This is a genomic window from Priestia megaterium (assembly GCF_041941685.1).
Taxonomy (GTDB): domain Bacteria; phylum Bacillota; class Bacilli; order Bacillales; family Bacillaceae_H; genus Priestia; species Priestia megaterium_C.
In genome coordinates this window covers 1,374,274-1,397,259 of record NZ_CP130958.1, presented here as the reverse complement: position 1 = coordinate 1,397,259, position 22,986 = coordinate 1,374,274, and the positions used below count along the sequence as shown (strand labels likewise).

Annotated in this window: 22 protein-coding genes and 1 pseudogene; 5 read left to right on the top strand and 18 right to left on the bottom strand. The window is 39.0% G+C overall.

The window, feature by feature from the left end; genetic code table 11:
* Window positions 1-4: 4 nt before the first annotated feature.
* From mgsA to Q5794_RS07295, 3 genes are read right to left on the bottom strand one after another with little or no spacing between them, the layout of a single operon-like run.
* Window positions 5-403 (bottom strand): methylglyoxal synthase, encoded by a 399-nt coding sequence (gene mgsA / locus Q5794_RS07305; RefSeq protein WP_013056092.1) that lies wholly within the window; start codon window positions 401-403, stop codon window positions 5-7.
* 12 nt (window positions 404-415) lie between these two features.
* A complete protein-coding gene (dapB, locus tag Q5794_RS07300) occupies window positions 416-1,216 on the bottom strand; it encodes a 4-hydroxy-tetrahydrodipicolinate reductase (protein ID WP_192996979.1) in 801 nt (266 codons plus the stop codon).
* Between the two features lie 13 nt (window positions 1,217-1,229).
* Complete coding sequence (locus Q5794_RS07295; protein ID WP_013056090.1) at window positions 1,230-1,559, bottom strand: nucleotide pyrophosphohydrolase; 330 nt, start codon at window positions 1,557-1,559, stop codon at window positions 1,230-1,232.
* 312 nt (window positions 1,560-1,871) lie between these two features.
* On the opposite strand from Q5794_RS07295, the gene Q5794_RS07290 reads away from it, so the two are divergent.
* A complete protein-coding gene (locus tag Q5794_RS07290; protein ID WP_013056089.1) occupies window positions 1,872-2,738 on the top strand; it encodes a YitT family protein in 867 nt (288 codons plus the stop codon).
* 30 nt (window positions 2,739-2,768) lie between these two features.
* Here the strand turns inward: Q5794_RS07290 and Q5794_RS07285 are convergent, their stop codons facing one another.
* The 4 genes from Q5794_RS07285 to Q5794_RS07270 all read right to left on the bottom strand — a co-directional run bounded on the left by Q5794_RS07285 (window position 2,769) and on the right by Q5794_RS07270 (window position 5,998).
* On the bottom strand, window positions 2,769-3,446 hold the full coding sequence (locus Q5794_RS07285; protein WP_013056088.1) for a zinc metallopeptidase: 678 nt from the start codon (window positions 3,444-3,446) through the stop codon (window positions 2,769-2,771).
* A gap of 64 nt (window positions 3,447-3,510) precedes the next feature.
* Window positions 3,511-4,287, bottom strand: a complete 777-nt coding sequence (locus Q5794_RS07280; protein ID WP_014460979.1) for a sporulation protein YpjB — start codon at window positions 4,285-4,287, stop codon at window positions 3,511-3,513.
* A gap of 84 nt (window positions 4,288-4,371) precedes the next feature.
* A complete protein-coding gene (locus tag Q5794_RS07275) occupies window positions 4,372-5,388 on the bottom strand; it encodes a CAP domain-containing protein (RefSeq protein ID WP_029325123.1) in 1,017 nt (338 codons plus the stop codon).
* Window positions 5,389-5,578: 190 nt separating this feature from the next.
* On the bottom strand, window positions 5,579-5,998 hold the full coding sequence (locus Q5794_RS07270) for a CBS domain-containing protein (protein WP_013056085.1): 420 nt from the start codon (window positions 5,996-5,998) through the stop codon (window positions 5,579-5,581).
* A 185-nt stretch (window positions 5,999-6,183) separates the two neighbouring features.
* Between Q5794_RS07270 and Q5794_RS07265 the strand changes: the two genes are divergently transcribed.
* On the top strand, window positions 6,184-6,543 hold the full coding sequence (locus Q5794_RS07265; RefSeq protein WP_013056084.1) for a YugN family protein: 360 nt from the start codon (window positions 6,184-6,186) through the stop codon (window positions 6,541-6,543).
* Window positions 6,544-6,880: 337 nt separating this feature from the next.
* Here Q5794_RS07265 and ctaG read toward each other — a convergent pair whose 3' ends face one another.
* From ctaG to cyoE, 6 genes are all read right to left on the bottom strand, one after another.
* Window positions 6,881-7,819, bottom strand: a complete 939-nt coding sequence (gene ctaG, locus Q5794_RS07260; protein ID WP_214986201.1) for a cytochrome c oxidase assembly factor CtaG — start codon at window positions 7,817-7,819, stop codon at window positions 6,881-6,883.
* Window positions 7,820-7,876: 57 nt separating this feature from the next.
* On the bottom strand, window positions 7,877-8,209 hold the full coding sequence (ctaF, locus tag Q5794_RS07255) for a cytochrome c oxidase subunit IVB (protein WP_028407956.1): 333 nt from the start codon (window positions 8,207-8,209) through the stop codon (window positions 7,877-7,879).
* Between the two features lie 4 nt (window positions 8,210-8,213).
* On the bottom strand, window positions 8,214-8,834 hold the full coding sequence (gene ctaE / locus Q5794_RS07250; RefSeq protein ID WP_013056081.1) for a cytochrome c oxidase subunit III: 621 nt from the start codon (window positions 8,832-8,834) through the stop codon (window positions 8,214-8,216).
* A complete protein-coding gene (gene ctaD / locus Q5794_RS07245; RefSeq protein ID WP_098332292.1) occupies window positions 8,834-10,699 on the bottom strand; it encodes a cytochrome c oxidase subunit I in 1,866 nt (621 codons plus the stop codon). Before ctaD ends, ctaE begins: the two co-directional genes overlap by 1 nt.
* Window positions 10,700-10,733: 34 nt before the next feature.
* On the bottom strand, window positions 10,734-11,789 hold the full coding sequence (gene coxB, locus Q5794_RS07240) for a cytochrome c oxidase subunit II (protein WP_016763448.1): 1,056 nt from the start codon (window positions 11,787-11,789) through the stop codon (window positions 10,734-10,736).
* A gap of 137 nt (window positions 11,790-11,926) precedes the next feature.
* On the bottom strand, window positions 11,927-12,865 hold the full coding sequence (gene cyoE / locus Q5794_RS07235; RefSeq protein WP_214986197.1) for a heme o synthase: 939 nt from the start codon (window positions 12,863-12,865) through the stop codon (window positions 11,927-11,929).
* Window positions 12,866-13,369: 504 nt separating this feature from the next.
* Between cyoE and Q5794_RS07230 the strand changes: the two genes are divergently transcribed.
* A complete protein-coding gene (locus Q5794_RS07230; RefSeq protein WP_214986195.1) occupies window positions 13,370-14,272 on the top strand; it encodes a heme A synthase in 903 nt (300 codons plus the stop codon).
* A 39-nt stretch (window positions 14,273-14,311) separates the two neighbouring features.
* Here the strand turns inward: Q5794_RS07230 and pyc are convergent.
* From pyc to Q5794_RS07215, 3 genes and pseudogenes are all read right to left on the bottom strand, one after another.
* A pseudogene (gene pyc, locus Q5794_RS07225) lies at window positions 14,312-17,760 on the bottom strand (pyruvate carboxylase).
* 133 nt (window positions 17,761-17,893) lie between these two features.
* Window positions 17,894-19,084: an FtsW/RodA/SpoVE family cell cycle protein gene (locus Q5794_RS07220; protein ID WP_014460986.1), complete on the bottom strand. Its 1,191-nt coding sequence runs from the start codon at window positions 19,082-19,084 to the stop codon at window positions 17,894-17,896.
* Window positions 19,085-19,227: 143 nt separating this feature from the next.
* On the bottom strand, window positions 19,228-19,494 hold the full coding sequence (locus tag Q5794_RS07215; RefSeq protein ID WP_370506486.1) for a YlaN family protein: 267 nt from the start codon (window positions 19,492-19,494) through the stop codon (window positions 19,228-19,230).
* A 281-nt stretch (window positions 19,495-19,775) separates the two neighbouring features.
* On the opposite strand from Q5794_RS07215, the gene Q5794_RS07210 reads away from it, so the two are divergent.
* Window positions 19,776-20,276: a hypothetical protein gene (locus tag Q5794_RS07210; RefSeq protein ID WP_013056073.1), complete on the top strand. Its 501-nt coding sequence runs from the start codon at window positions 19,776-19,778 to the stop codon at window positions 20,274-20,276.
* A 37-nt stretch (window positions 20,277-20,313) separates the two neighbouring features.
* Here Q5794_RS07210 and Q5794_RS07205 read toward each other — a convergent pair whose 3' ends face one another.
* Complete coding sequence (locus Q5794_RS07205; RefSeq protein ID WP_192996968.1) at window positions 20,314-21,642, bottom strand: PhoH family protein; 1,329 nt, start codon at window positions 21,640-21,642, stop codon at window positions 20,314-20,316.
* A 216-nt stretch (window positions 21,643-21,858) separates the two neighbouring features.
* On the opposite strand from Q5794_RS07205, the gene Q5794_RS07200 reads away from it, so the two are divergent.
* Window positions 21,859-22,458: a YhcN/YlaJ family sporulation lipoprotein gene (locus Q5794_RS07200; protein ID WP_074678412.1), complete on the top strand. Its 600-nt coding sequence runs from the start codon at window positions 21,859-21,861 to the stop codon at window positions 22,456-22,458.
* Window positions 22,459-22,484: 26 nt separating this feature from the next.
* Here the strand turns inward: Q5794_RS07200 and Q5794_RS07195 are convergent, their stop codons facing one another.
* Window positions 22,485-22,940 (bottom strand): pyridoxamine 5'-phosphate oxidase family protein, encoded by a 456-nt coding sequence (locus tag Q5794_RS07195; protein ID WP_028414102.1) that lies wholly within the window; start codon window positions 22,938-22,940, stop codon window positions 22,485-22,487.
* Window positions 22,941-22,986: the final 46 nt, after the last annotated feature.

The following is a 22,986-nucleotide window of genomic DNA, read 5'->3' as shown; positions in this document are numbered from 1 at the left end:
CACCCTATTTTTTTATAATTGAACGCCAATGCAAATCGCCTCGTTCAAGTCCATGAATTAAAATCTCTGCTGTTCCCATATTCGTTGCAAGAGGAACCGCATAGACGTCACATAGGCGCATCAGAGCTGAAATATCAGGTTCATGAGGCTGAGCTGTTAACGGATCGCGGAAAAAAATAACCATATCCATTTCATTTTGAGCAATTAAAGCTCCTATCTCCTGATCTCCTCCAAGCGGTCCTGATTGAAAGCGGTGAACCTTCAAACCTGTTGCTTCTGAAATACGCGTTCCTGTTGTTCCTGTTGCGAACAGCGAATGTTCCTGTAAAATCGCTTGATAGGCTGTTGTGAATTGTACCATATCATTTTTCTTTTTATCATGTGCAATTAAGGCGATTTTCATTTTTCTCGCTCCTTAGTCAATAATATTTTCTAATCCATATACAAGTGTGTCTACGTTCATAACTGTATCAACAGCTAGCTTCACACCTGACATAAAAGAAGCACGGTTGTATGAGTCATGACGGATTTTTAATGTTTGTCCAAATCCTCCGAACATCACTTCTTGGTGAGCAATCAGTCCTGGCAGGCGTACGCTATGTAGGCGGATTCCTTCATAATCTGCACCGCGCGCCCCTTCTAGCAATTCTTTTTCCTCAGGATGACCCTGTTTTTTTGCTTTACGAACTTCACTGATAAGCTCCGCTGTTTTTAAGCCTGTTCCTGATGGTGCATCTAACTTTTGATCGTGGTGCATTTCAATAATTTCAACATCATCAAAGTATTTAGCTGCCATTTGTGAAAACTTCATCATTAAAATAGCGCCAATTGCAAAATTAGGTGCAATGATACAGCCAAGTTCCTTCTCTTCAGCAAGCTGCTTTAATTCTTTTAAATCTTCTTCTGAAAAGCCAGTTGTTCCTACAACAGGTCTTACTCCATATGTTAGGGCTGTTTTAGTATGAACGCGCCCAATTTCAGGTGTTGTCAAGTCAACTAAAACATCTGCCTTAACGTCTTGAAAACATTTTTCAATATCCGTGTAGATTGGCGCTTGTACATTTGGCATTCCTTCAATATCACTTATGTATTTTCCTTCATTGATACGATCTACCGCTGCTACTAATTCAAAATGCTCTGTTTCTTCTATTAATAATACAGCTTCTTTTCCCATACGACCTCTTGGTCCTGCAAGTACAATTCGAATTTTGTCCATTCTTTTTCTCTCCTTAGTCTTCTTTTTTCGTCCAGCGATCTTTGTCACGCGTATTAAATTTATTCATAACGCGATCATGCGCTTCTTGTAAATCAATATTTAATGAATTTGCAAAGCAAATTAATACAAATAAAATGTCGCCCATTTCTTCTTCGACCGTACGTTCTGCTTCAGTCGTTTTCTTCGGCTTTTCACCATAGTAGTGGTTAATTTCGCGCGATAATTCGCCCACTTCTTCCGACATTCGCGCAAGCATAGCAAGAGGACTAAAATATCCTTCTTTAAATTGGCTAATATATGCATCAACTTCTTGCTGCATTTGCTCCATCGTTTTTTTTGACATCTTTTTATTTCACCTCTTTTAGAAGTACACTCAGCTTACTATTATAACATCTTTACTTCAAATTATTTAGTGTAATTACTTCTTCTTACCAAGCCTTTGTCAGATGCTCTTTCACAATATTCCTCACGTTTCCCTTAATTCTCAAAAATCTGTCTATATTTTACGAATTGAGGATACTACTAATACATAGCACTAGAAGAAACATCATCACTTTTTACTATTTTCAAAAATCTTTTCGATAGTTATTTACGAAATGAAATATATTCCTTTATGATAAGGTAGTGCAAAAACGGTCATAGGAGGTTTGTAAGTATGAAAGGTCTCAGATTTAAAAATATTATTTTTATACTGCTTGGTGCTGCCATATTTGCGTTTGGACTTGTTAATTTTAACATGCAAAACAATTTAGCTGAAGGTGGATTCACAGGCATTACCCTGCTTTTATTTTTCTTATTTAACATTGATCCCTCTTATTCTAACTTAGTGTTAAATATTCCTTTGTTTTTTGTAGGGTGGAAACTATTAGGGAGAACAGCATTTATTTATACCATGCTCGGAGTCGTTAGCTTATCGCTATTTTTATGGATATTCCAGCGCTTCCCGGTGAATATGCCCCTGCGTCATGATATGACTCTAGCAGCTCTTTTTGCCGGTGTTTTTATTGGAGTGGGCCTTGGCATTATTTTCAGGTTTGGAGGAACAACAGGAGGAGTGGATATCATCGCACGTGTTGTTCAAAAATATATCGGGTGGAATATGGGGAAAACGATGTTTCTTTTTGACTTTATTGTGATTAGTGCGTCTCTCATTTATTTATCCTACCGAGAAGCTATGTACACACTTGTTGCAGTCTTTGTCGCTGCACGGGTTATTGACTTTATGCAAGACGGCGCGTATGCCGCCAAAGGGGCAACGATCATTTCAAATCATAACGAAGCCATATCGGATAAAATTATGAAAGAAATGGATCGAGGCGTGACGATTTTAAAAGGACAAGGTTCTTTTTCTAAGCAAGATACCAATGTGTTATACTGTGTGGTTAGTAAAAATGAAATTTTCCGTTTAAAGCAAGTTATTACTTCTGTAGATCCACACGCATTCGTTGCAGTTACGGATGTTCATGATGTCTTAGGCGAAGGATTTACCCTTGATGAAAATAAAAAACCGCTTGAAAGATAAAAAAAATACCGCATTAGCGGTATTTTTTTATTAGTCGTCGTTATTCATTCCTGTATAAATCATGATTAAGCGAACCAACTCAAGAACTGCTACTGCTGCGGCTGCTACGTATGTTAAAGCCGCTGCGTTAAGCACTTTGCGCGTTTCGCGCTCTTCGTCATTTCGAATCGCTCCGACTGAGACGATTTGCGTCATCGCTCGGCTTGAAGCGTTAAATTCAACAGGCAGTGTTACAACTTGGAATACGACCGCTGCTGCCATGAAGATAATACCTAACAATAGCAACGGCTTAATCGACGCGATAATTCCAATCATAATTAAAATCCAAGAAGCGTTTGATCCAAGGCTTGCCACCGGCACAAGCGAGTGGCGAAGACGTAAAAACGAATAGTTTTCTTTGTCTTGAATCGCGTGTCCCACTTCGTGAGCCGCAACGGCAGCGCCTGCGACAGACGTTCCGTAATAGTTGTCTTCTGACAAACGAATGACTTTTGAACGAGGATCGTAGTGATCCGATAAAAATCCGCCTACAGGCTCTACGTGAACGTTGTACAACCCGTTTTCATCTAAAATTTTTCTTGCTACTTCTGCGCCTGTCATTCCTGATGAGTTGCTTACTTGTGAATATTTTTTGTAAGCACTTCTCACCTTAAACTGTGCCCAAATTGGCACAAGAATAATAATGAGAAAATAAATCAAAAAGCTCATTTACCCACACCTTTCATTATGTGTTTGACTACTCTTTTATTTTAGACAATTCTGCGCTTTTACGTCAATCATTACGCCCTCTGGCTGACTTTCTTTTCTGGTCAGCGAAATATTTTCGCGCTCCTACATAAAAAAGTGTAGCAATAATAATACTTCCGGTGGTAATTGTAACCCAAATAAAAGACGGGTCTGTACGATTTTCTTTTACTTGTTCAAAAAAATCTTTCAAGTTTTGTTCCATTTGGTTAAACTGCTCATCGTTAATCTCACTTAGCGTTCCTTCAGTCTGTAAAAAGTGAACGTCCGCGCTCACACGCTGTACGTAGGGAGACGACACGTCTACCTGCGCGCTCGGTAAGATCATATCATACTCCTTCAAAAATTGCTTAAGCTGCGCTTCATAAGCTGCTTGTTCTCCTTTTACCGCTTCATTTCGCATCTCTTTAAATGTTGCGAGCATACTGCCTTCGAGCTCAGTCCACATAGGCTGATGCTTGCTGTGCAGCGCATCGACTAATAATCGAAATTGAGTAGCTTTTTGAAGACGTTCTTCATCACTGGAATCAGAAGATAAAAGAGACCTTTCTACCTGTTCATAACAAAGAGTTAAAATACGTATATCTTCGGCCGATACGCCCAAAGAAGCTGTATTGAGACTGGTAAATTCATTCGAAAAGTTTCTGAATAAATGTTGGGCTGCTTTATACTCCTTTTGCTCTACAAGCGATAGCGTTTGATCAGATAAGTTATCAAGCTTCTCCCACTGCCCTTCAGCTGCATGTACAGTAGTCGTATATGCAAAGAAAAGTACGAGCAATATTCCTACTATTCTTCCTTTCATTCTCGTCCCTCCTCTAACCTCTACTAAAACTTATGAGAAAGAGGACAAGAGTAGACCTATTTTCAAAAGGAAGTTTTAATCTTACTATTCATTCATCGGAGTGATAAAGTTTTGCGTATAATATTTCTCATATACACCTACACCAAGACGCGTAAACTCTTTATTGAGTAAAGCCTTACGATGTCCCTCACTATTAAGCCACCCTTCAACCGCAGCGATTCCATCCTGATAATTCGAGGCAATATTTTCGCCCGCGATACGGTATACTACATCACCTTTTTGCAGACGGTTGCCTAAATCACCTTGTGCTGGTGAAACGTGAGAGAAATAGTTTAAGTCGCTCATTTCTTTGCTGTGTAAATAAGCTACTCCGGCAGTGGCTTCATCCCAAGCTAAAGGTGACAGCTGAAACCGGTCTCGAATTACATTTGTAATATCGATAATTTGCTGCTCTTCTCCTTCTTGGACACTTTTCCACTCCTCCGATGTCAATGACGGAGCTGTTGGAAGCTCGCCGCGATAAACAATTTCGTACGGACGCTGTTTTAATAGCGTGTCCATGTCCATAATTCGAATACTTGAGATTGTATTAAGGAACTGATCAAAATATAGTTGGACGTATACATCTCCATATTTAATAATTGGACGCATTTTCATATCCTCTTCACTCAGACGAAATCGGTATTCATTTCCGTCTTTTTGAAGCGTGAGTTCGGATGAAAGTGAAACTCTTTTTTCTACTTCCTCTCGCTTCTCACCAATCTCAAAAGGATCTGTATTTGTTTTTGAGCCAATGACGTATACAGATACGACTTGATTATTTTCTACTCCTACCTGCGCATACGTTTGACGATTCTTTTTGTAAATCCACCAGTCATAGCCATATGCAGAAGAATCAATACGATCCGGCTCTCCAAGCATTCCAATTAACTGTTCTGAATGATCTCCAATGAGCCTCATCATATTTTCACTTTGTTTTTCATAAGAAGCCACTTCTTGTGTGGGCTGACTTTTGGAATCCGTTTGGTTTTGCTCAATATTTTGACCCGTTAGATATTTTTCTAGCTGAGGTAAATAATCCTCCGCGTATACAAATGCCACTATTAATACGAGAATAAAAATAACTTTTTTCAGCTTTTCTTCCTCTCCTTACACCTGTTTTCTTTACCTGTTTAACTTATTTTTATCTCTATTATACATGCATTCAAAAAAAAATAGCTATCGGTATGAAGGAAACAAAAGAAAAAGCCAACTATTTACGAATATACTGCAAACAGTTGGCTTTCGCTTTTTAATGCGTTTGTTGTGAAATGTCTGAGAGAGCTTCTCCTGCACGTTCATTTGCATAGCGAAACGTTGATAAATCACCTAGCGATACAATCCCTACTAGCTTTTGATTTTCCACAACAGGAAGACGACGGATTTGATGTTGAGCCATAAGCTTAGAAGCTTCTTCTACAGAGGCTTCCGCTGTAATAGTTATAAGCTCTTCACTCATAACATCCGTTACTTTACTTGAATTTGGCTTCTTTTCTGCAATGCCTTTTATAACTAAGTCTCGATCTGTAATCATTCCTACTAGCTGATCTCTATCGACAATTGGAATTGCTCCTACATTCCATTCCTTCATTTTCACTGCCACTTCATATACGTTATCAAGCGTGGTGCATGTTTCCGTATCAGCTGTCATTACCTCTTGTACAGTTTTCATTGTTTTATCCTCCTTTACATCGTGTGTTCGTTTTATAGTGTGACCAACTTTTTAGTAAACTTTCGTATTTAAAACGTTTAAATAAAAATAGATAACGTTTACATTTTTCCTTATTAGATATTGCAAGTTTTATCCATTCGGCTTATGATTTAATTGGGGTATATCTGTTTTGGGAGGGAGTTCATATGAAATTTGAATATGCAAAATTTGATTCATTAAAGGTTGATTTAGATTTATTAGATGAGATTATGCATCAATTTGGTCTGGTCCGCGCCGGACAATGGGATTATGAACGCGTCACGTACGATCGAAAATTCGAGTTTCAGCGAGATACCTTCTATTTGCGAGTCCAAGGACATGCTATTTCAGGCGATGTAGGGGGCAGGCATGCTGTTATTCATCTTATGACACCTCTACTAGGCAAACATTATTATCCTCATGGTGTAGAATATGGAGACGGCGAATACTTTCCGCCATCCCTTGTAGAACAGTGTGAAAAGATATTAACACAAATCAAATCACAGCTTGAAACCGTTCAGCTATAGAAATAAAAGAGGCTGAGACAAAAGTATGTTAGTTGAAGTTAAATGCGAACTACTAATCAAAATTATTGATTGGTAGTTCGTTTTTTGTTGCCATATTGAACCTAGTTTTCGTGTAGCTGCTTCTAGCTGTTGATCGGAGAGCAAGGCAAAGACTCCTGCGGGAAAAGCGGCACATATGAGAACCGGCGGGAGCAAAAGCGACGAGGAGGCTCAGCGCCCGCCCGCGGAAAGGGAAGCCTTGCATGAAAATCAACTGCGGTGTTACAAGCGGTTCAGCTCCTTTATCCCATTTGTTTGTCTTTAGATTGAATTAATGTAGTTATGTCGCAATCTGTTTTTAATTCAAAGGAGGAGTAGATGGAATCTCCTTTGCTTTTATATCTTGACGTTCACTAAAATCAGGCATGTACGTATCTTTCTCTCGCTCTTTTCGAGCCCACTGAAAAAAAATAAAGCCTAAAACCGTTCCATACACAATTTCTTGAATGATTTTCATAATAACGCCGCCTAGCTGCTGATCTTCCACGGGCGGCAGCGTATTAAACATCTCGGGAGCAAGCTGCCCTAAACTGGCAATCATAGAAGGCGGTACACAAAGGGAAAGAGCTTGTACCCAAGCGCTTGAGTCTGTATACGTCGCATATAAAGAATGATTTGCAAAAATAATCAGCGCGCACGCTGGAGTAAGGAGTACGCCATCTGCAAAAATGTATCCAAGCTTTTTTAAAGAACTTAGCGTTTGTTCTTCTTCTAGCTGATTAACGAGTGGCCACCACATGCAAAATGCAGCGATAAATAATACAACACTCACGATTCCGTGGAGCATCATATCCGTTTTAATAAAATCAAAAAGCAGCGGAATATGATACAAAGAAAATAACCCATTGAATAATAGTAGCGCAATTAAGGGCTTTGTAAAGAATTTAAAAACAGGTTTAACCCCTCTTATATAAATAACAGAACGAGCTAACCACGGCGGAATTCCTAAAATAAAAAGCGGAGGAATCACCAAGTAAACGATTGCCATTTGCGTCATATGAGCACTAAACATAAAGTGCCCTAGTAAATCTACAGGTCCTCCTTTACATATATATAAAAGAACCATGCTAATAACAAAATACGCTTTTGTTTTTCTGCTTACGGCCTCCGCTCCTATAAAATTCCCTCTCCATCTACCAACGATGAAAAAATATAAGACGGTCACCAGACAAATGGTTAAAAAATAGTAAGGACTCCAAAGTGCTTCAAACCCAAACATCTGCAAATTGTTAATCAACTTCTATTCCTCCTTCTACAGATGATGAAAAGGACTGGCGCATGCCAGCCCTTCTCTTTACCACCAAATAATGGTTACAAAAGCTAAAATGGTTAAAAGAGCTACCAATACGCCTGAATACAAGAAAAATGCTGGTATGGTATGTCCTTTGTGGTTCATATGCATGAAATAATAAAGTTGAAAGATGACTTGAACAACGGCCAAGAGCACAATCACCGGCATAATGTACCATCCGCTAAACTCTTGATAAACCGCAAAAAAAGCAATTAGTGTTAGAAACAACATCATCGCAAAAGAGATAACTTGCATCTTCATATCTTCTGCGTTTCTTTTTTTACGATAATCTAAATTGAGCCTTGGGTTATCTGAGTTTGATTGATTTGTCGTCATCAGCTTATCCCACCATTCCCATTAAATATACAACCGTGAAAATAAAGACCCACACAACATCGATAAAGTGCCAGTATAAACTTGCGACATAATATTTAGGAGCGTTATATAAGTTTAACCCCCGCTTCGCATTTCGAATCATCAAAGAACCAATCCAAAGCAATCCGAACGTTACGTGAGCTCCATGGGTCCCAACCAGCGCGTAGAAAGAAGAACCGAATGCGCTGCTTGTAAACGTATGCCCTTCATGAACATAATGCCTGAACTCATAAATTTCTAGCCCTAAAAACGCTAAACCTAAAAGCCACGTAACGCCTAACCATAGCTGCATCTTTTTAAATTCAAAATTTTTCATATGATACATAGCATATACGCTTGTTAATGAACTTGTTAATAAAATCATGGTGGCTGCAAAAACAAGTTTAATATCAAACAATTCTTCTGGCTTAGGTCCTGACATCGTTGAATTACGTAAAGCTAAATAAGTAGCAAAAAGTGAAGCAAACAAAACCGTCTCTCCGCCTAAAAAGAGCCAGAAGCCAGTAAATTTATTTTTCCCTTCAAGCGTTGCTTTTTCAGGCGAAGCAGGGAAAGTTTCAGCAGTTAGCTTTTGTTCAGTCTCCATTACATCTTCGCCTCCTTGTCATCATCAACTAAGTCTTCTTTGTGAATATGAAAGCCGTGATCATCAATCCATGAACGGAAGAACATCGATAAAAACATGACGACCATTCCGATAATCCCTACAATATCGCCCCACGCATGATCATTTCGATACAAAAAGCCAATCCCTGCAATAAACATTCCAAGCGATATCATAAATGGAATAAACGACGAGTTTGGCATATGAATATCACCAAGAGGTTCGGCTGGCGTCATTTCTTTATTTCCTGCCATTTTTTCAATCCAATATGCATCTAACCCGCGTACAAGCGGCGTTTGTTTAAAGTTATACTCTGGAGGCGGAGATGAAATAGCCCATTCTAATGTACGTCCGTCTCCCCAAGGGTCTCCTCCTACCTTTTGTCCTTTGGCAGTTGTTTTTATAATATTAACAAGTAAAATGAGCGTAGCAACTGCCATGAAAGCAGCTCCTGATGAACTGATTGCATTCCCAAGGTCGAGACCTTGATTAGGCAAGAACGTCCATACACGGCGAGGCATCCCCATTAGGCCTAAGAAATGCTGAATAAAGAACGTTAAGTGGAAACCAATCAAAAAGAGCCAAAACGTTGCTTTGCTTAACTTTTCATCTAACATCTTCCCAAACATTTTTGGCCACCAGTATGTGACACCTGCTAATATAGCGTATACGACACCGCCTACGATAACGTAATGGAAGTGAGCAACGATAAAATAAGAATCTTGAAATTGATAATCTGCAGGTGCTACAGCTGCCATAACTCCTGTTACTCCCCCGATAACAAATGATGGAATAAAGGCGACAGCATACAGCATTGGAGACGTAAACTCAATACTTCCTCCCCAAAGCGTAAACAGCCAGTTGAAAATTTTAATTCCAGTTGGAACGGCGATAGCCATCGTAGCGACAGCAAAAATGGCATTTGCAATCGGACCAAGTCCGGTTGTAAACATGTGGTGAGCCCACACCATGAACCCTAAAAATCCGATTAATACGGTAGCAAAAACCATCGACGAGTACCCGAATAATCTCTTTCTTGAAAAAGTAGGTAAAATTTCAGAGAAAACACCAAACGCTGGAAGAATTAAAATATATACTTCCGGATGACCGAATATCCAGAAAAGATGTTCCCAGATAATGGTGTTTCCACCCATTGTGGCGTCAAAAAAGTTTCCACCGAATAAGCGGTCAAAAATCATTAAAAACAATCCAACCGTTAGTGCTGGAAACGCAAACAAAATAAGAGCTGATGCAACAAACGTCGTCCACGTAAACAGCGGCATACGCATATAAGTCATACCTGGCGCCCTCATGTTAATGATTGTCACGAGAAAGTTGATACCTGAAATCAATGTCCCGGCTCCGGAAATCTGCAAACCTATCGCATAAAAATCAATTCCGTGACCAGGTGATGCAATAGACAGCGAAGCATATGATGTCCACCCTGCATCAGGTGCTCCTCCTAAAAACCAGCTTAGATTTAAAAAGAGTCCCCCAAAGGCAAACAACCAAAAACCTAACAAATTTAAAAATGGAAATGCTACATCTCGAGCTCCAATTTGCAGCGGAACAACTGCATTCATCATCGCAAAAAGAAGCGGCATTGCGGCTAAGAAAATCATCGTTGTTCCATGCATTGTTAAAATTTCATTATACGTTCCTGCACTAACAAAGTCATTGCTTGGTATAGCCAGCTGAATACGTATAAATAGCGCTTCCACTCCTCCGACTAGAAAAAAGATACCGCCGGCAATTAAATAAAGAATGGCGATTTTCTTATGGTCAACGGTTGTCATAAAGTCCCAAATTGTTCCACCTACACCCTTCTTTTGACTGAGTGTACTCATCGCTAAACCTCCCCTTTTAAAAACGACTGGACGTTTATTTTTCTTTTAAACTCATTAAATAGTCTGCTAGCTCATTCACTTGTTCATCTGTTAAGTCAGGATATGTACCACTCATCTTATTACCCGGCTTAACTTTTTCAGGGTCTTTTAACCATTTTTTGATATTTTCCTTGTTGTGAGGAAGCACTCCAGCTACACGCTCACGTTCAGAAAAACCGGCTAAGTTTGGTGCTTGACGAGCTTGCTCTGGACGATTGTCTTTGACGTCAACAGCATGACATCCGATACAGCTTTCATTAAAGACCTCTTGACCAGCTTTTGCGGATGCTGTTTCTACATCAGGCTTTGCCTTTTTCAAATCTTTTGCCCACGTATCAAATTCATCGCTTGATACAGCCCGTACTTTAAAGTCCATAAGAGAATGAGATGGGCCGCAAAGCTCAGCACATTTTCCGTAGAAAACCCCGTTAGCTTCCTTCGATTTTTTAGAATCAAACACTAGCCAGAATTTATTATCATTTTCTGTGTTAGCATCGAGCTTTCCTCCAACTGAAGGAATCCAGAATGAGTGCTTGACGTCAGAAGCTTTAATGTTAAAGTAGACTTTTTTATCCGTTGGCACAACTAGATCTTGCGATGTAATAATTTTTTGATTAGGATACTCAAATTCCCACCAGTACAAGTTAGCGCGCACATTTACTACGACAGCATCTTTGTCCTTCATTCCTTTTACATCCGCTAACTTAAATGTTGAGATGACCGTTGGAACAGTCAAAATAATCAGCAGCAAGATAGGGATCACTGTCCATATAATTTCTAACTTTCTGCTTCCCTCTACTTGCTTTGGAATCACATTTTCTTCGCCTTTGCGACGACGAAAGCGCAGAATAACAAATATAAAGATAATGGTGACAACAATAATAACTAAAACCATGATGGCTGTACTAAGCAGCATAAGCGAATATTGTTCTTCAGCTACCTCACCTGCAGGCTTAAGTGTTGACAAAAACGGTTTTCCACAGGCCGATAACACGAATGCAAGCAGCGTAAATAACGACAAAACACGAAAGTTCAATCGCCATTTTTTCATACCATTCCCCAACCTCTCTTTCATTGACGTGATTTCATCTATGCCCTCTTGAGCATAAAACTTATTCCTTCTATAATGAATTCTACATGTAGAAGAAATCCCCCTTGTGCAGTGTCGCATTCAGTGAAAGATTTTATCTAGGCAAAAAGCGTTGCGACAATCATTGAGACAAATAAAATAGTTAAATAGTTTAGTGAGTAGACAAACATCATGCTAGCCCACTTTGTGTCTTCTTGTTTATTGTATTGAGCAAATCCTAAAAATAGCCATCCTATGTTTAAAACAGTGGCCAAAATTAGAAATGGAGTGCCTAATTCGTATAAATAAAGAGGTAATGGCAACAAACAAGCAATCCAAATGAGAATCTGTCGTTTTGTAAGCTCAAAACCGTGTACAACAGGCAACATAGGGATTCCCGCTGCCCGGTATTCTTCACATCTTCGCATAGCAAGAGCTAGAAAATGAGGCGGCTGCCAAATAAACATGATTAGAAATAACACCCAAGCCACTACATGTAAATTGGGATCGATAGCGGCCCATCCAATTAAAGGCGGGACAGCGCCTGATATACTTCCGATTACTGTATTAATTGTGTATAGTCTTTTGGACCACATGGTGTAAAGAACTACATATGTAAGTATTCCTGCTAATCCGATAAGAGCAGCTACGGAAGAAACAACTAGTAGCATAAGCAAGCCGGTTAACGTAAAAACGATTCCAATCCCAAGGACCGTCAAAGGTGTAAAACTTCCTGTCACTGTAGGTCGTCCCTTTGTTCGTTCCATTAGAGGGTCAATGTCACGATCTATGTAATTGTTCAAACTGCATGAACCGGCGATGATAAGTGAAGAACCTATTAAAGTAAAAAATGCTTTATCCAGGTTTTCTAAGAAGTGTTGTTCGTTGAAGAAAAGAGCTAGCCAAAAACCAGTAAAGGTGGTGATGAAATTTGAGTTGACTATTCCAATTTTAATCGTAGCTAAAAAGTCTGACCAAACGGAACTATTTTCGCTTACATGAGCTGTGTTAGGCGATGCAGAAAGCGTTGAATCTTCCACCATTTTTGAATCTTCCATGGCGCTTCCTCCTTTACTCATCCACAGACTTTTATCTAGTAAATAAAGAGTCTATAAATGAAGGCGTTTTCAACATATTTTTACAAAAATCTCCTCTTTGTTCACAAAGAAGTCATATTCCTCTCACCAAAGCTACTTAAAAGCTTCACATGTAAACGATAAAATAGTAGAGAAATATCTATTTCTCATGTTTATTAAACCATATTTTGCTGTTACTTTGTGAAGAATTCATGAAAAAAATATGGATTTTTTTTGTCATGAGCTAAATGCATGTCCCTGTCACTTGTTAAAAGATATTTGTGCAAGTAAAATAGTTTTCTGTACGATACCTTTTACATATCTGCAGAGTCAAACTCATGAACAAACCTTACACTTTCTACCATTATAACAAATTCAATCAAGTTTATGGAGAATAAATGAAATTTATGTTTAATATACAAAAAGATTAGGATAAATTGTTTAGCTCGTTATATTACTTACTTTGCTTTTAGGATGGTGATTATTGTGCGACTTGGATTAAAGTTTTTATCCGTTGTGACGAGCATGGCCATGTTACTTATTCTACTTGGCGGTGCCCTTGTCACGAAAACTGGTTCAGCAGACGGGTGCGGAGATTCTTGGCCTCTGTGTAATGGACAGCTCATTCCTGACCCTTTAACATTTGAAACCGTTGTTGAACTAAGCCACCGTTTAGTTTCTGGCGTGTCGGGCTTTCTTGTGCTCGCTTTATGCGTATGGGCATGGATTTCACTAGGACATATAAAAGAAGTTAGACCTTTAGCGTTTATCTCTTTTTTCTTCCTAGTACTGCAAGCATTAATTGGGGCTGCTGCCGTTATGTGGGGGCAATCAGATGCAGTGCTTGCTCTTCATTTTGGTATTTCCCTTATTTCGTTTGCTTCGGTGCTGCTGCTAACACTTATTATCTTTGAAGTGGATCAAAAGCTCGACGCAACTAATATACAGCTAGGCTCTAAAATGAAAAAACACATTTACGGGGTTATCTTGTACACATATGCTGTTGTGTACACGGGCGCGCTTGTTCGCCATAAAGAAGCTAGCTTGGCTTGTCCAGACGTTCCATTTTGTTCAAACGGAAACGGTTGGCTACCTGTTGATTTGAATCAGTGGATTCAAATGGGACATCGATTCGCTGCTGTTTTAACGTTTGTATGGATTTTAGCTGCCTTTATCCATGCAGTTAAATATTATCGCCATCAAAAAAATATTTTTTACGGATGGTTAGCTGCTCTCATTCTAGTTATTTTTCAGGCGGTTTCCGGTATGCTTGTTGTTGTCACACGTCTGCAGCTAGAGCTCGCGCTTGCTCATTCTTTAATTATCTCTTTCCTATTCGTTGTATTAAGCTACTTAACCTTACTTGCAACGCGTCATACACATAATTGATCAAAAAAGGTACGAGCTCAGAGCTCGTACCTTTTTTAATTAGCTTTCTAATTCAATTAATAGATCTCCCGGCTGGATGCCATCTCCATTCGACACGTGTACTTGTTTAATCACGCCGTCAAATGGTGCTTGCACGGTTGTTTCCATTTTCATTGCTTCTGTGATCATTAAGTGATCACCTTTTGAGACTTTATCGCCTTTTTCTACTACTACTCGAATAACGGTTCCAGGCATTGAAGCGCCGATGTGGGCCGGATTTCCTTGGTCGGCTTTTTGTTTTGCCGTAACGGTTGTTTTGACACTTTCGTCTTTAATCACGACTTCACGAGGCTGACCGTTCAATTCAAAGTATACTGTTCGCGTACCGTCTGCCTGCGGTTCTCCAATGGATACAAGGCGGACAATTAAGGTTTTTCCTTTTTCAATCTCAATTTCAACCTCTTCTCCTAAACGCATGCCGTATAGGAAAGTCGGTGTATCAAGAACAGAAATGTCCCCGTATTGTTCGACTGCTTTGTGATAATCCATAAATACTTTTGGATACAGCGCATAAGCAATGGCATCAAAACTCGTTACTTGACGATTTAAGTCTTTAAACAGCTTTTCTTTCACTGCATCGAAGTCCACATCTTCTAACAGTTCTCCAGGACGAACTGTAATAGGTTTTCTGCCTTTTAGAATGATGCGCTGAAGCTCTTTAGGGAATCCCCCGTGAGGCTGCCCTAAATACCCTTCAAACAATTCAATAACTGAATCCGGGAAGTCAAGCGTTTCACCGCGCTCAAACAGCGTTTCTTCTGTCAAGTTGTTTTGAACCATAAACAATGCCATATCTCCAACTACTTTTGATGATGGCGTAACTTTTACAATATCACCAAATAACAAATTCACGCGTGAATACATATCTTTTACTTCATCCCAGCGGTTTCCTAAACCAACTGCTTTTGCTTGTTGCTGTAAGTTGCTATATTGACCGCCTGGCATTTCATGCTCGTACACTTCCGTATGAGGAGCGTTCATGCCGCTTTCGAAGTCTTGGTAATATTTTCGCACGTCTTCCCAATAGTAAGAAAGCTCTTCTAGATTTTTAATATCCAGATTTGGTCTGCGGTCCGCACCTTCTAATGCGTAATAAAGAGAGTTAGCACTTGGCTGAGACGTTAAGCCTGCCATTGAGCTTACGGCTACGTCTACAATGTCTACACCTGCTTCAATTGCTTTTGCATACGTGTATACACCGTTTCCGCTTGTATCATGCGTATGAAGGTGGATTGGAATATCAACCGTTTCTTTTAGAGCCGATACTAAATCATAAGCTGCCTGTGGTTTTAAAAGACCCGCCATATCTTTAATGCCCAGGATATGTGCTCCAGACTGCTCAAGCTCTTTTGCTAAGTTCTTGTAGTAATCCAAATCATACTTACGGCGCGTCGGATCTAAAATATCACCTGTATAACACATCGCTGCTTCTGCAATCTTTCCTGTTTGACGAACAGAGTCAATTGCAAGAGTCATTCCTTGCACCCAGTTTAAGCTGTCAAAGATTCGGAAAACATCAATACCTGCATAAGCTGATTTTTCAACAAATTCCTTAATTACATTATCAGGATAGTTTTTATATCCAACCGCATTTGACGCGCGAAGAAGCATTTGGAAAAGAACGTTTGGCGCTTGTTGACGTAAAGTAAGCAAGCGATCCCACGGATCTTCTTTTAAGAATCGATAAGCGACATCAAACGTTGCTCCCCCCACATTTCCATAGAAAATAAATCTGGAAGCAAGCGTGCAGTTGGGTTAGCTACTTGTTTTAAGTCGTTTGTACGAATACGCGTTGCTAAAAGAGACTGATGGCCATCACGGAAGGTTGTATCAGTTAATAGCACTTCCTTGCGTTCTTTCACCCAATTTACTAAACCTTCAGCGCCTTTTTCATCTAAAATCTGCTTTGTTCCGTTTTGAATTGGTTTGCTTATATCCACACCAGGAACGCGCGGTTTCGTAAAGATCGGCTTTTTCTTTTCCGATACACCTGGGAATCCGTTTACCGTAACATTCCCAATGTATGTAAGCATTTTAGTTCCGCGGTCTTTTCGCTTCGGAAAAACAAAAAGTTCAGGCGTTGTATCAATAAATGATGTATCATAAGCACCTGTTAAGAACTTATCATGCTTCACTACATTTTCAAGAAACGGAATATTGGTTTTAATTCCACGAATACGAAATTCTTTTAAGTTCCGCACCATTTTTGATGCGGCTTGATCGAAGGTTAATGCCCATGTTGTTACTTTTACTAATAGTGAATCATAATAAGGCGTAATTACAGCACCTTGGAAGCTGTTTCCCGTATCTAAGCGTACGCCAAAACCGCCACCAGAACGATAAGCCATAATCTTACCCGTATCCGGCATAAAATTGTTTAACGGATCTTCTGTCGTTACACGAGATTGAATCGCATATCCATGTACGTGAATTTGATCTTGTGCAGGAATGGACACTTCCTTGCTGTGAAGCGCGTAGCCGTCTGCAATTAAAATTTGCGATTGAACGATATCAATACCTGTAATCATTTCAGTAATTGTGTGTTCTACTTGAACACGTGGATTTACTTCAATAAAATAAAAATCGTTTCCTGATACTAAAAATTCTACTGTACCAGCATTTATGTACTGCACTTTTTCCATCAGTTGCACAGCTGCTTCACAAATGCGGAGACGTAAGTCTTCATCTATAGAAACACTTGGTGCTACTTCTACTACTTTTTGGTGTCGACGCTGCACCGAACAGTCGCGTTCATAAAGATGCACAACATTTCCTTGTTCATCACCTAAAATTTGCACTTCAATATGTTTTGGATTTTCAACTAATTTCTCGACATACACTTCATCATTACCAAAAGCCGCTTTTGCTTCTGATTTGGCACGGTCATAAGATTCATTCAGGCTGTCTGCATCGCGAACGATACGCATGCCTCGACCGCCTCCGCCTAAAGCCGCTTTGATCATTAGAGGATATCCATGCTGATTAGCAAATTCTTTTGCTTCGTCAATTGAATCAATAGGACCATCCGTACCAGGAATAACGGGAATATCTGCTTGAATAGCCTGATGACGTGCTTTTACTTTATCGCCAAACATATCAAGATGCTTGGATTTTGGGCCAATAAAAATAATGCCTTCTTCTTCACAACGTTTCGCAAATTGGATATTTTCTGACAAAAAACCATAGCCAGGGTGAATAGCATCTACATCATGAGACTTAGCAATATCGATGATGCCTTCTATATCCAAATAAGCATCAATCGGTTTTTTCTCCGCTCCTACTAAATAGGCTTCATCCGCTTTGTAACGGTGATAAGAGCCTGCGTCTTCCTTAGAATAAATTGCAACAGTCCGAATATTCAGTTCAGTACATGCTCGAAATACACGAATTGCAATTTCTCCTCGGTTTGCTACTAATACTTTTTTGATTTTTTTAGTTACAAAACTCATGTTGCTAATCTCCTCTCAATTTCGTATAAACTTCAATATATAGCAAAATTAGATAAAAGAAAAGCAAAAATCAATGGAAAATGATAAAATTCCAATAAATTTTTGCTTTTTTTACACAATTTTTTCACGAAAATCAATCGCTTGTTGTTGATGTATTGTTCGGATGCAGCACAATATTTTCCGTATTTTTCTGTTTTTTATTTTGATAATTTACGAAAAACGAAATATTTACAATAATTCCCATAGATACCATCAGCGTTAGCAGCGAAGACCCTCCGTAACTGATAAACGGAAGCGTGACGCCGGTAATCGGAATGAGTCCCGTAAGCCCTCCAAGGTTAATGCCTGTCTGAATACCTATCATACTGGCTACTCCAATACAAATCATGCTAGCAAACGGATCCTGAGATTTTTTAGCCAGCATTAAAATCCTGAAAATTAAGAAGCCTAAAAGGCCCAGCACGAGCATAACTCCAAAGAACCCTAATTCTTCTGCAATAATAGCCATAATGAAATCGGTATGGGGCTCCGGAAGATAACCATACTTTTGTACACTTTCTCCTAAACCAAGGCCTTTTAAGCCTCCTGTACCTATTGCTAAATATGAATTAACCAGCTGATAACCGGTTCCTTGAGCATTGGCAAACGGATCTGATGCACCGGTAAAACGGCCAATTCGATTGGCCGTAAACTGACCTGTAAAAAAACCAATCGTAATAATTACCGTAAGCAAAATGATACCTAGTGCTAGCATGCGGAAAAAGGTTTTTTTAGAGATTCCCGAACATAGCATAATGGTAACGGCAATAGCAAAAATAATTGATCCCGTTCCAAGGTCAGGCTGAATAGCTACAAAACCTAATATTAGAAATACAAGACCCATAGGTCCAAAAAAAGCTTTTTTGATGTTGTCAATATACTCTTGCCTTTTAGACAAAACATACGATAAATATAAAATGACAACAAGCTTGGCATACTCAGCCGGCTGCATGTTTGCCCCGCCAAGCTGCAGCCAACTTTGCGCATTGTTACTCGTATGACCCATTACAAACACAAGCAAAAGCAGTACAAAAATGCCCAGAATCGCATAAGGCAGTATTTTAGGATACAGCTTGTAAGGAGTTAGCATTGTTAAAATGAACAATACAAGCGTAAAAGCAAGCCACATTTTTTGTCTGTTGTAAAAGAAATCACTTGACGTATGATATCTTGTAATACTTACAATCATACTTGAACTGTAAACCATAACTAGTCCAACCGCACAAAGAAGCAGCACTGGAATTACAATTGAATAGTCAAAATGCCTAAATATTTTTTTTACCATAACCCTCTTCCTTTAAAAATGACGTGTTTCTGTTTCGTTTCATCTTTTATGTACAAATTTGAGTAAATTAGGAAATTTCAACCACCTGTAATAAAAAACTCAAACTACGTTTGTATATAGTTTGAGTTTCGATCGCGCGATTTTTATTTTTTTGTAAACGCTTCATGCAGTGCAGAAAGTTCACGCTCGAGGCGGTCTAGCAATGTTTTTCCAACACGTTCATCAATTAAACCAAGACGAACTGCAAAATCAATTTCTCTTGATAAACCAAACATTTGTGTATCTAAAACCTCTTCATAAAGAGGACATTGTGGCATTGTTAAGTTATCCATTTGAACTTGAATTAATTGCAAAATCTTATCTGCATCAGCTTTTAACAACGCATACGCTTTTTCACGATGATCTATCATTGTCTCAGGCGTCAAACTCAATCCCTCCGTTCGCGAGCGATTACCTAATCTATCTCTCAATTTTAAAGGCTATGCTCCAAAAAAGCAAGGATAAACATGTCCGTGAGGCTGGCCGTCTTTTTTATACTGTTACTTTCTCAAAACAGTTACCATAGATGTAGGAAATTTCGCACTTTCGTTGACCTTTACATTATATCATACGAGAATCACTCTCAACTAAATTTTTTCATCAAAGTGACAAATAAGTAGAAAGCGCTTATACTTTTAGCAAGGGGGCATTTATGATGAATTCAATTATTATGTTAAAAGGAAAAGTAAAATATACGCTGACACTCGACCCAAGCGTGTGGATTTTCGATGACCGCAAGCTCGATATGGACGTTTTCTTTGAACATCCACCGGAGCAAAAAGACGAGACAGAAGCGTACACAAAGGCTGTTTCGAAGCATTGGGACCGTGAAATTCAAGAGGGAGCCGTCTTTCCTCCTACGTTAAAAACCGAAAAGAAATTTAAAAAACAGGAGCTAGTAAATGGAACATTTGGCATTTTATTTGCACCTTTTCTAGCAAACGCTTCACCTACTGAAGAAGCTACCAACGTTTCATTTAAAACAAAAGACGCGCTGATTTCTTTTTCATTAGAAGAAGCGCAAAAACTAATCTTTGGTTTCAGCCAAGATGGAAAGCCTCTTAGAGAAGATGGGCCTATCTATGTCTATTTACCTGACGGATCTAACCGAAATAACCCTATTAAATATGTGGAAGAAATCATCGTTACATAATAAAAGAAGTGGGGTTCCTTTTGGAACCCCACTTCTTTTAAAGAATATCAGCTGCTAATTGTGCTAGTCCGGAGCGCTCTCCTTTGATTAACCGAACGTGGCCCGATACTTTTTGCTCTTTAAACTTTTCAACTACGTACGTTAATCCGTTGTTATATTCATCTAAATAAGGATGATCAATTTGAGCCGGATCTCCCATAAGGACAATTTTACTCTTTTCTCCTACCCTTGTTAAAATTGTTTTAATTTCATGCTTCGTTAAATTTTGCGCTTCATCAATAATAATGAACTGCTCTGGAATGCTTCGGCCTCTTATATACGTCAAGGCCTCCACTTCTATTGAACTGAGCCCCGCTAGAATCGCATCCAGTTCTCCAGGCTTTTTAGTGTTGAATAAGTACTCTAGGTTATCATAAATTGGTTGCATCCATGGACGAAGCTTCTCCTGCTTTTCTCCTGGCAAGAATCCAATATCTTTCCCTAAAGGAACAATTGGACGAGCTACAAGTAGCTTTTTAAAGCACCCTAGATCTTCCGTCTGCATAAGTCCTGAAGCTAAAGCAAGCAACGTTTTACCCGTACCTGCCTTTCCAATTAACGTGACCAGTTGAACGTCGTCTCTAAGAAGAAGTTCTAAAGCCATAATTTGCTGAACATTTCGAGGTTTGATTCCCCAGATATGATCATATTCAAATAAAAGCTTTTTTACTTTCGTTGTTGTTTGATCGACAATGCCGATGGCTGATCCGGATCCCCCAAATGCATCTTTCATCACTAAGAATTGATTAGCAAAAAAGGAGTGCTTCGCAATTTGAGACGTTAGCAACTCTCCTTTTTCGTAAAATTGACTCAGCAGTTCTTTTGCAATATAGACTTCAGAAAAGCCTGTATAAATACTATTGAATTCTACTACTCGATCACTTAAAAAATCTTCTGCTCTTAAGCCGATTGCGTCAGCCTTCACACGTACCAACACATCTTTACTCACTAGTATCACTTCACGTCCATCTTCTTTTGTTTCCTCTTCAAGAGATAGATTTTTAGCAACAGCTAAAATTCGATTATCATTTGTTTTTTCCACAAAGATTTCTTGAAGCTGTTGAAAAGAGCGATGATTGAGTTCAATTCGCAAATGGCCCCCATTTTCTAAAGGGATTTTCTCATATAACTTTCCATGTTGTCTCAAGTTATCAATGAGTTTGGATACCTGCCTTGCATTTCGTCCGACTTCATCCATATTTCTTTTTTTCGAATCAACTTCTTCTAGTACAACGGCCGGAATCACTACTTCGTTATCATCAAATGAAAAAATTGAATGCGGATCTTGTAATAAAACATTCGTATCTAATACATAAATTTTTCCCAATAATTCAGCCTCCTACTCCGATTGTTTTTCCTGTAAGGAGTGAAACAAGGCACCCATCCATTTATATACTATGTAACGCACATGTGTGAAGTGACCTTAAATGGACGGACCATTTTCTTTAAATATATGAACACGTGTATAAAGATAGAAGAACTATTAGAAACTAAATACAAATTACTACAAAAAATGAGTCATTCATAAGGAGGAGTCTCCCACATGAACAAATTTTTTCTATCCATTAGCTTATGTTTTATTACACTAACCGGCTGCAACAATAACCAAGCAGACGTTGAAGAAGGGCAAAAAACAGATCGAATTGTACAGGTCAAAAATTCATCTCCTGAACGTTCTCACAAGCGTACTGCTAATGAAATATCAGCTCATTTAGTTGAACTGGCTTCAAGCGTTCCGAATGTAAACGATGCTACTGCCATTGTGCTTGGCAAGTACGCAATCGTAGGCATTGACGTCGGCAAAAATATTGATCGTTCAGAAGTAAGTTCAATCAAATATACTGTTGCTGAAGGTTTGAAAGCTGATCCTTATGGTGCTAATTCCGTTGTTATTGCAGATCCTGATACGGTCGCTCGGCTAAAACAAATTGGAAATGAAATTCGCAAAGGTCGGCCGGTTACAGGGTTTTTAGATGAATTAGCAGCCATTGTAAACCGAGTGATGCCTGAATTTGCAGAAGAAATCCGCCGAAATCCTAGTTCAACAGATACAAACAATCAAAAATTAAATAATAAACAAGAGCAAAATTTAAAGAATGAGCAGGAAAAACAATCTAATAATCATCTTCAAAAAAATGAATAAGAAAGTCGCTTAGCGGCAGGCTGCTGCTAAGCTTTTTTTATCGCTTCAATTACTTGCTTATCGAGTTTAGCGGCTGCTACTGGATCATAGGTCTTTTCATATGAAGGGTTTACTGAAATCTTAGAACCATAGAACATGACATCTCTTACTTCATTAATATCTAGTTCAATTAGCGTCAGCTTTAAAGCTACTCCTTCTAACTTTTCTTGCACTACCTCAGCTATTCCGCTGATTGAGTAGCATGATTCATTAGCAAGAATATTTACTACTGCTTTATTCGTATGTTTAATGTTTTCTACAATCCTCGATTTAACATCTACGGCAAATCGAATTTTTTGTTTAGTCGGAGCTACTAACCACGAAATGGCACTAACATTTGGAGCGTTTGTTTCAAAATCAATAGTTGAAATGGTTGCAAATCTCTCTGTCTGTAGCTCATCGTATAATGCATCTACTAATTGAGTCTCGACTTCGTTGGCCATTTTCATCCCTCCTACTGTTTATGTACTTACTAGTTACTATCTTCGA

Bases quoted from the DNA above. Each gene is read 5' to 3' on its own strand.
- mgsA (WP_013056092.1), bottom strand. From the start codon at position 403: ATGAAAATCGCCTTAATTGCACATGATAAAAAGAAAAATGATATGGTA.
- dapB (WP_192996979.1), bottom strand. From the start codon at position 1,216: ATGGACAAAATTCGAATTGTACTTGCAGGACCAAGAGGTCGTATGGGA.
- Q5794_RS07295 (WP_013056090.1), bottom strand. From the start codon at position 1,559: ATGTCAAAAAAAACGATGGAGCAAATGCAGCAAGAAGTTGATGCATAT.
- Q5794_RS07290 (WP_013056089.1), top strand. From the start codon at position 1,872: ATGAAAGGTCTCAGATTTAAAAATATTATTTTTATACTGCTTGGTGCT.
- Q5794_RS07285 (WP_013056088.1), bottom strand. From the start codon at position 3,446: ATGAGCTTTTTGATTTATTTTCTCATTATTATTCTTGTGCCAATTTGG.
- Q5794_RS07280 (WP_014460979.1), bottom strand. From the start codon at position 4,287: ATGAAAGGAAGAATAGTAGGAATATTGCTCGTACTTTTCTTTGCATAT.
- Q5794_RS07270 (WP_013056085.1), bottom strand. From the start codon at position 5,998: ATGAAAACTGTACAAGAGGTAATGACAGCTGATACGGAAACATGCACC.
- Q5794_RS07265 (WP_013056084.1), top strand. From the start codon at position 6,184: ATGAAATTTGAATATGCAAAATTTGATTCATTAAAGGTTGATTTAGAT.
- ctaF (WP_028407956.1), bottom strand. From the start codon at position 8,209: ATGACGACAAATCAATCAAACTCAGATAACCCAAGGCTCAATTTAGAT.
- ctaE (WP_013056081.1), bottom strand. From the start codon at position 8,834: ATGGAGACTGAACAAAAGCTAACTGCTGAAACTTTCCCTGCTTCGCCT.
- ctaD (WP_098332292.1), bottom strand. From the start codon at position 10,699: ATGAGTACACTCAGTCAAAAGAAGGGTGTAGGTGGAACAATTTGGGAC.
- coxB (WP_016763448.1), bottom strand. From the start codon at position 11,789: ATGAAAAAATGGCGATTGAACTTTCGTGTTTTGTCGTTATTTACGCTG.
- cyoE (WP_214986197.1), bottom strand. From the start codon at position 12,865: ATGGAAGATTCAAAAATGGTGGAAGATTCAACGCTTTCTGCATCGCCT.
- Q5794_RS07220 (WP_014460986.1), bottom strand. From the start codon at position 19,084: ATGGTAAAAAAAATATTTAGGCATTTTGACTATTCAATTGTAATTCCA.
- Q5794_RS07215 (WP_370506486.1), bottom strand. From the start codon at position 19,494: ATGATAGATCATCGTGAAAAAGCGTATGCGTTGTTAAAAGCTGATGCA.
- Q5794_RS07210 (WP_013056073.1), top strand. From the start codon at position 19,776: ATGATGAATTCAATTATTATGTTAAAAGGAAAAGTAAAATATACGCTG.
- Q5794_RS07200 (WP_074678412.1), top strand. From the start codon at position 21,859: ATGAACAAATTTTTTCTATCCATTAGCTTATGTTTTATTACACTAACC.
- Q5794_RS07195 (WP_028414102.1), bottom strand. From the start codon at position 22,940: ATGGCCAACGAAGTCGAGACTCAATTAGTAGATGCATTATACGATGAG.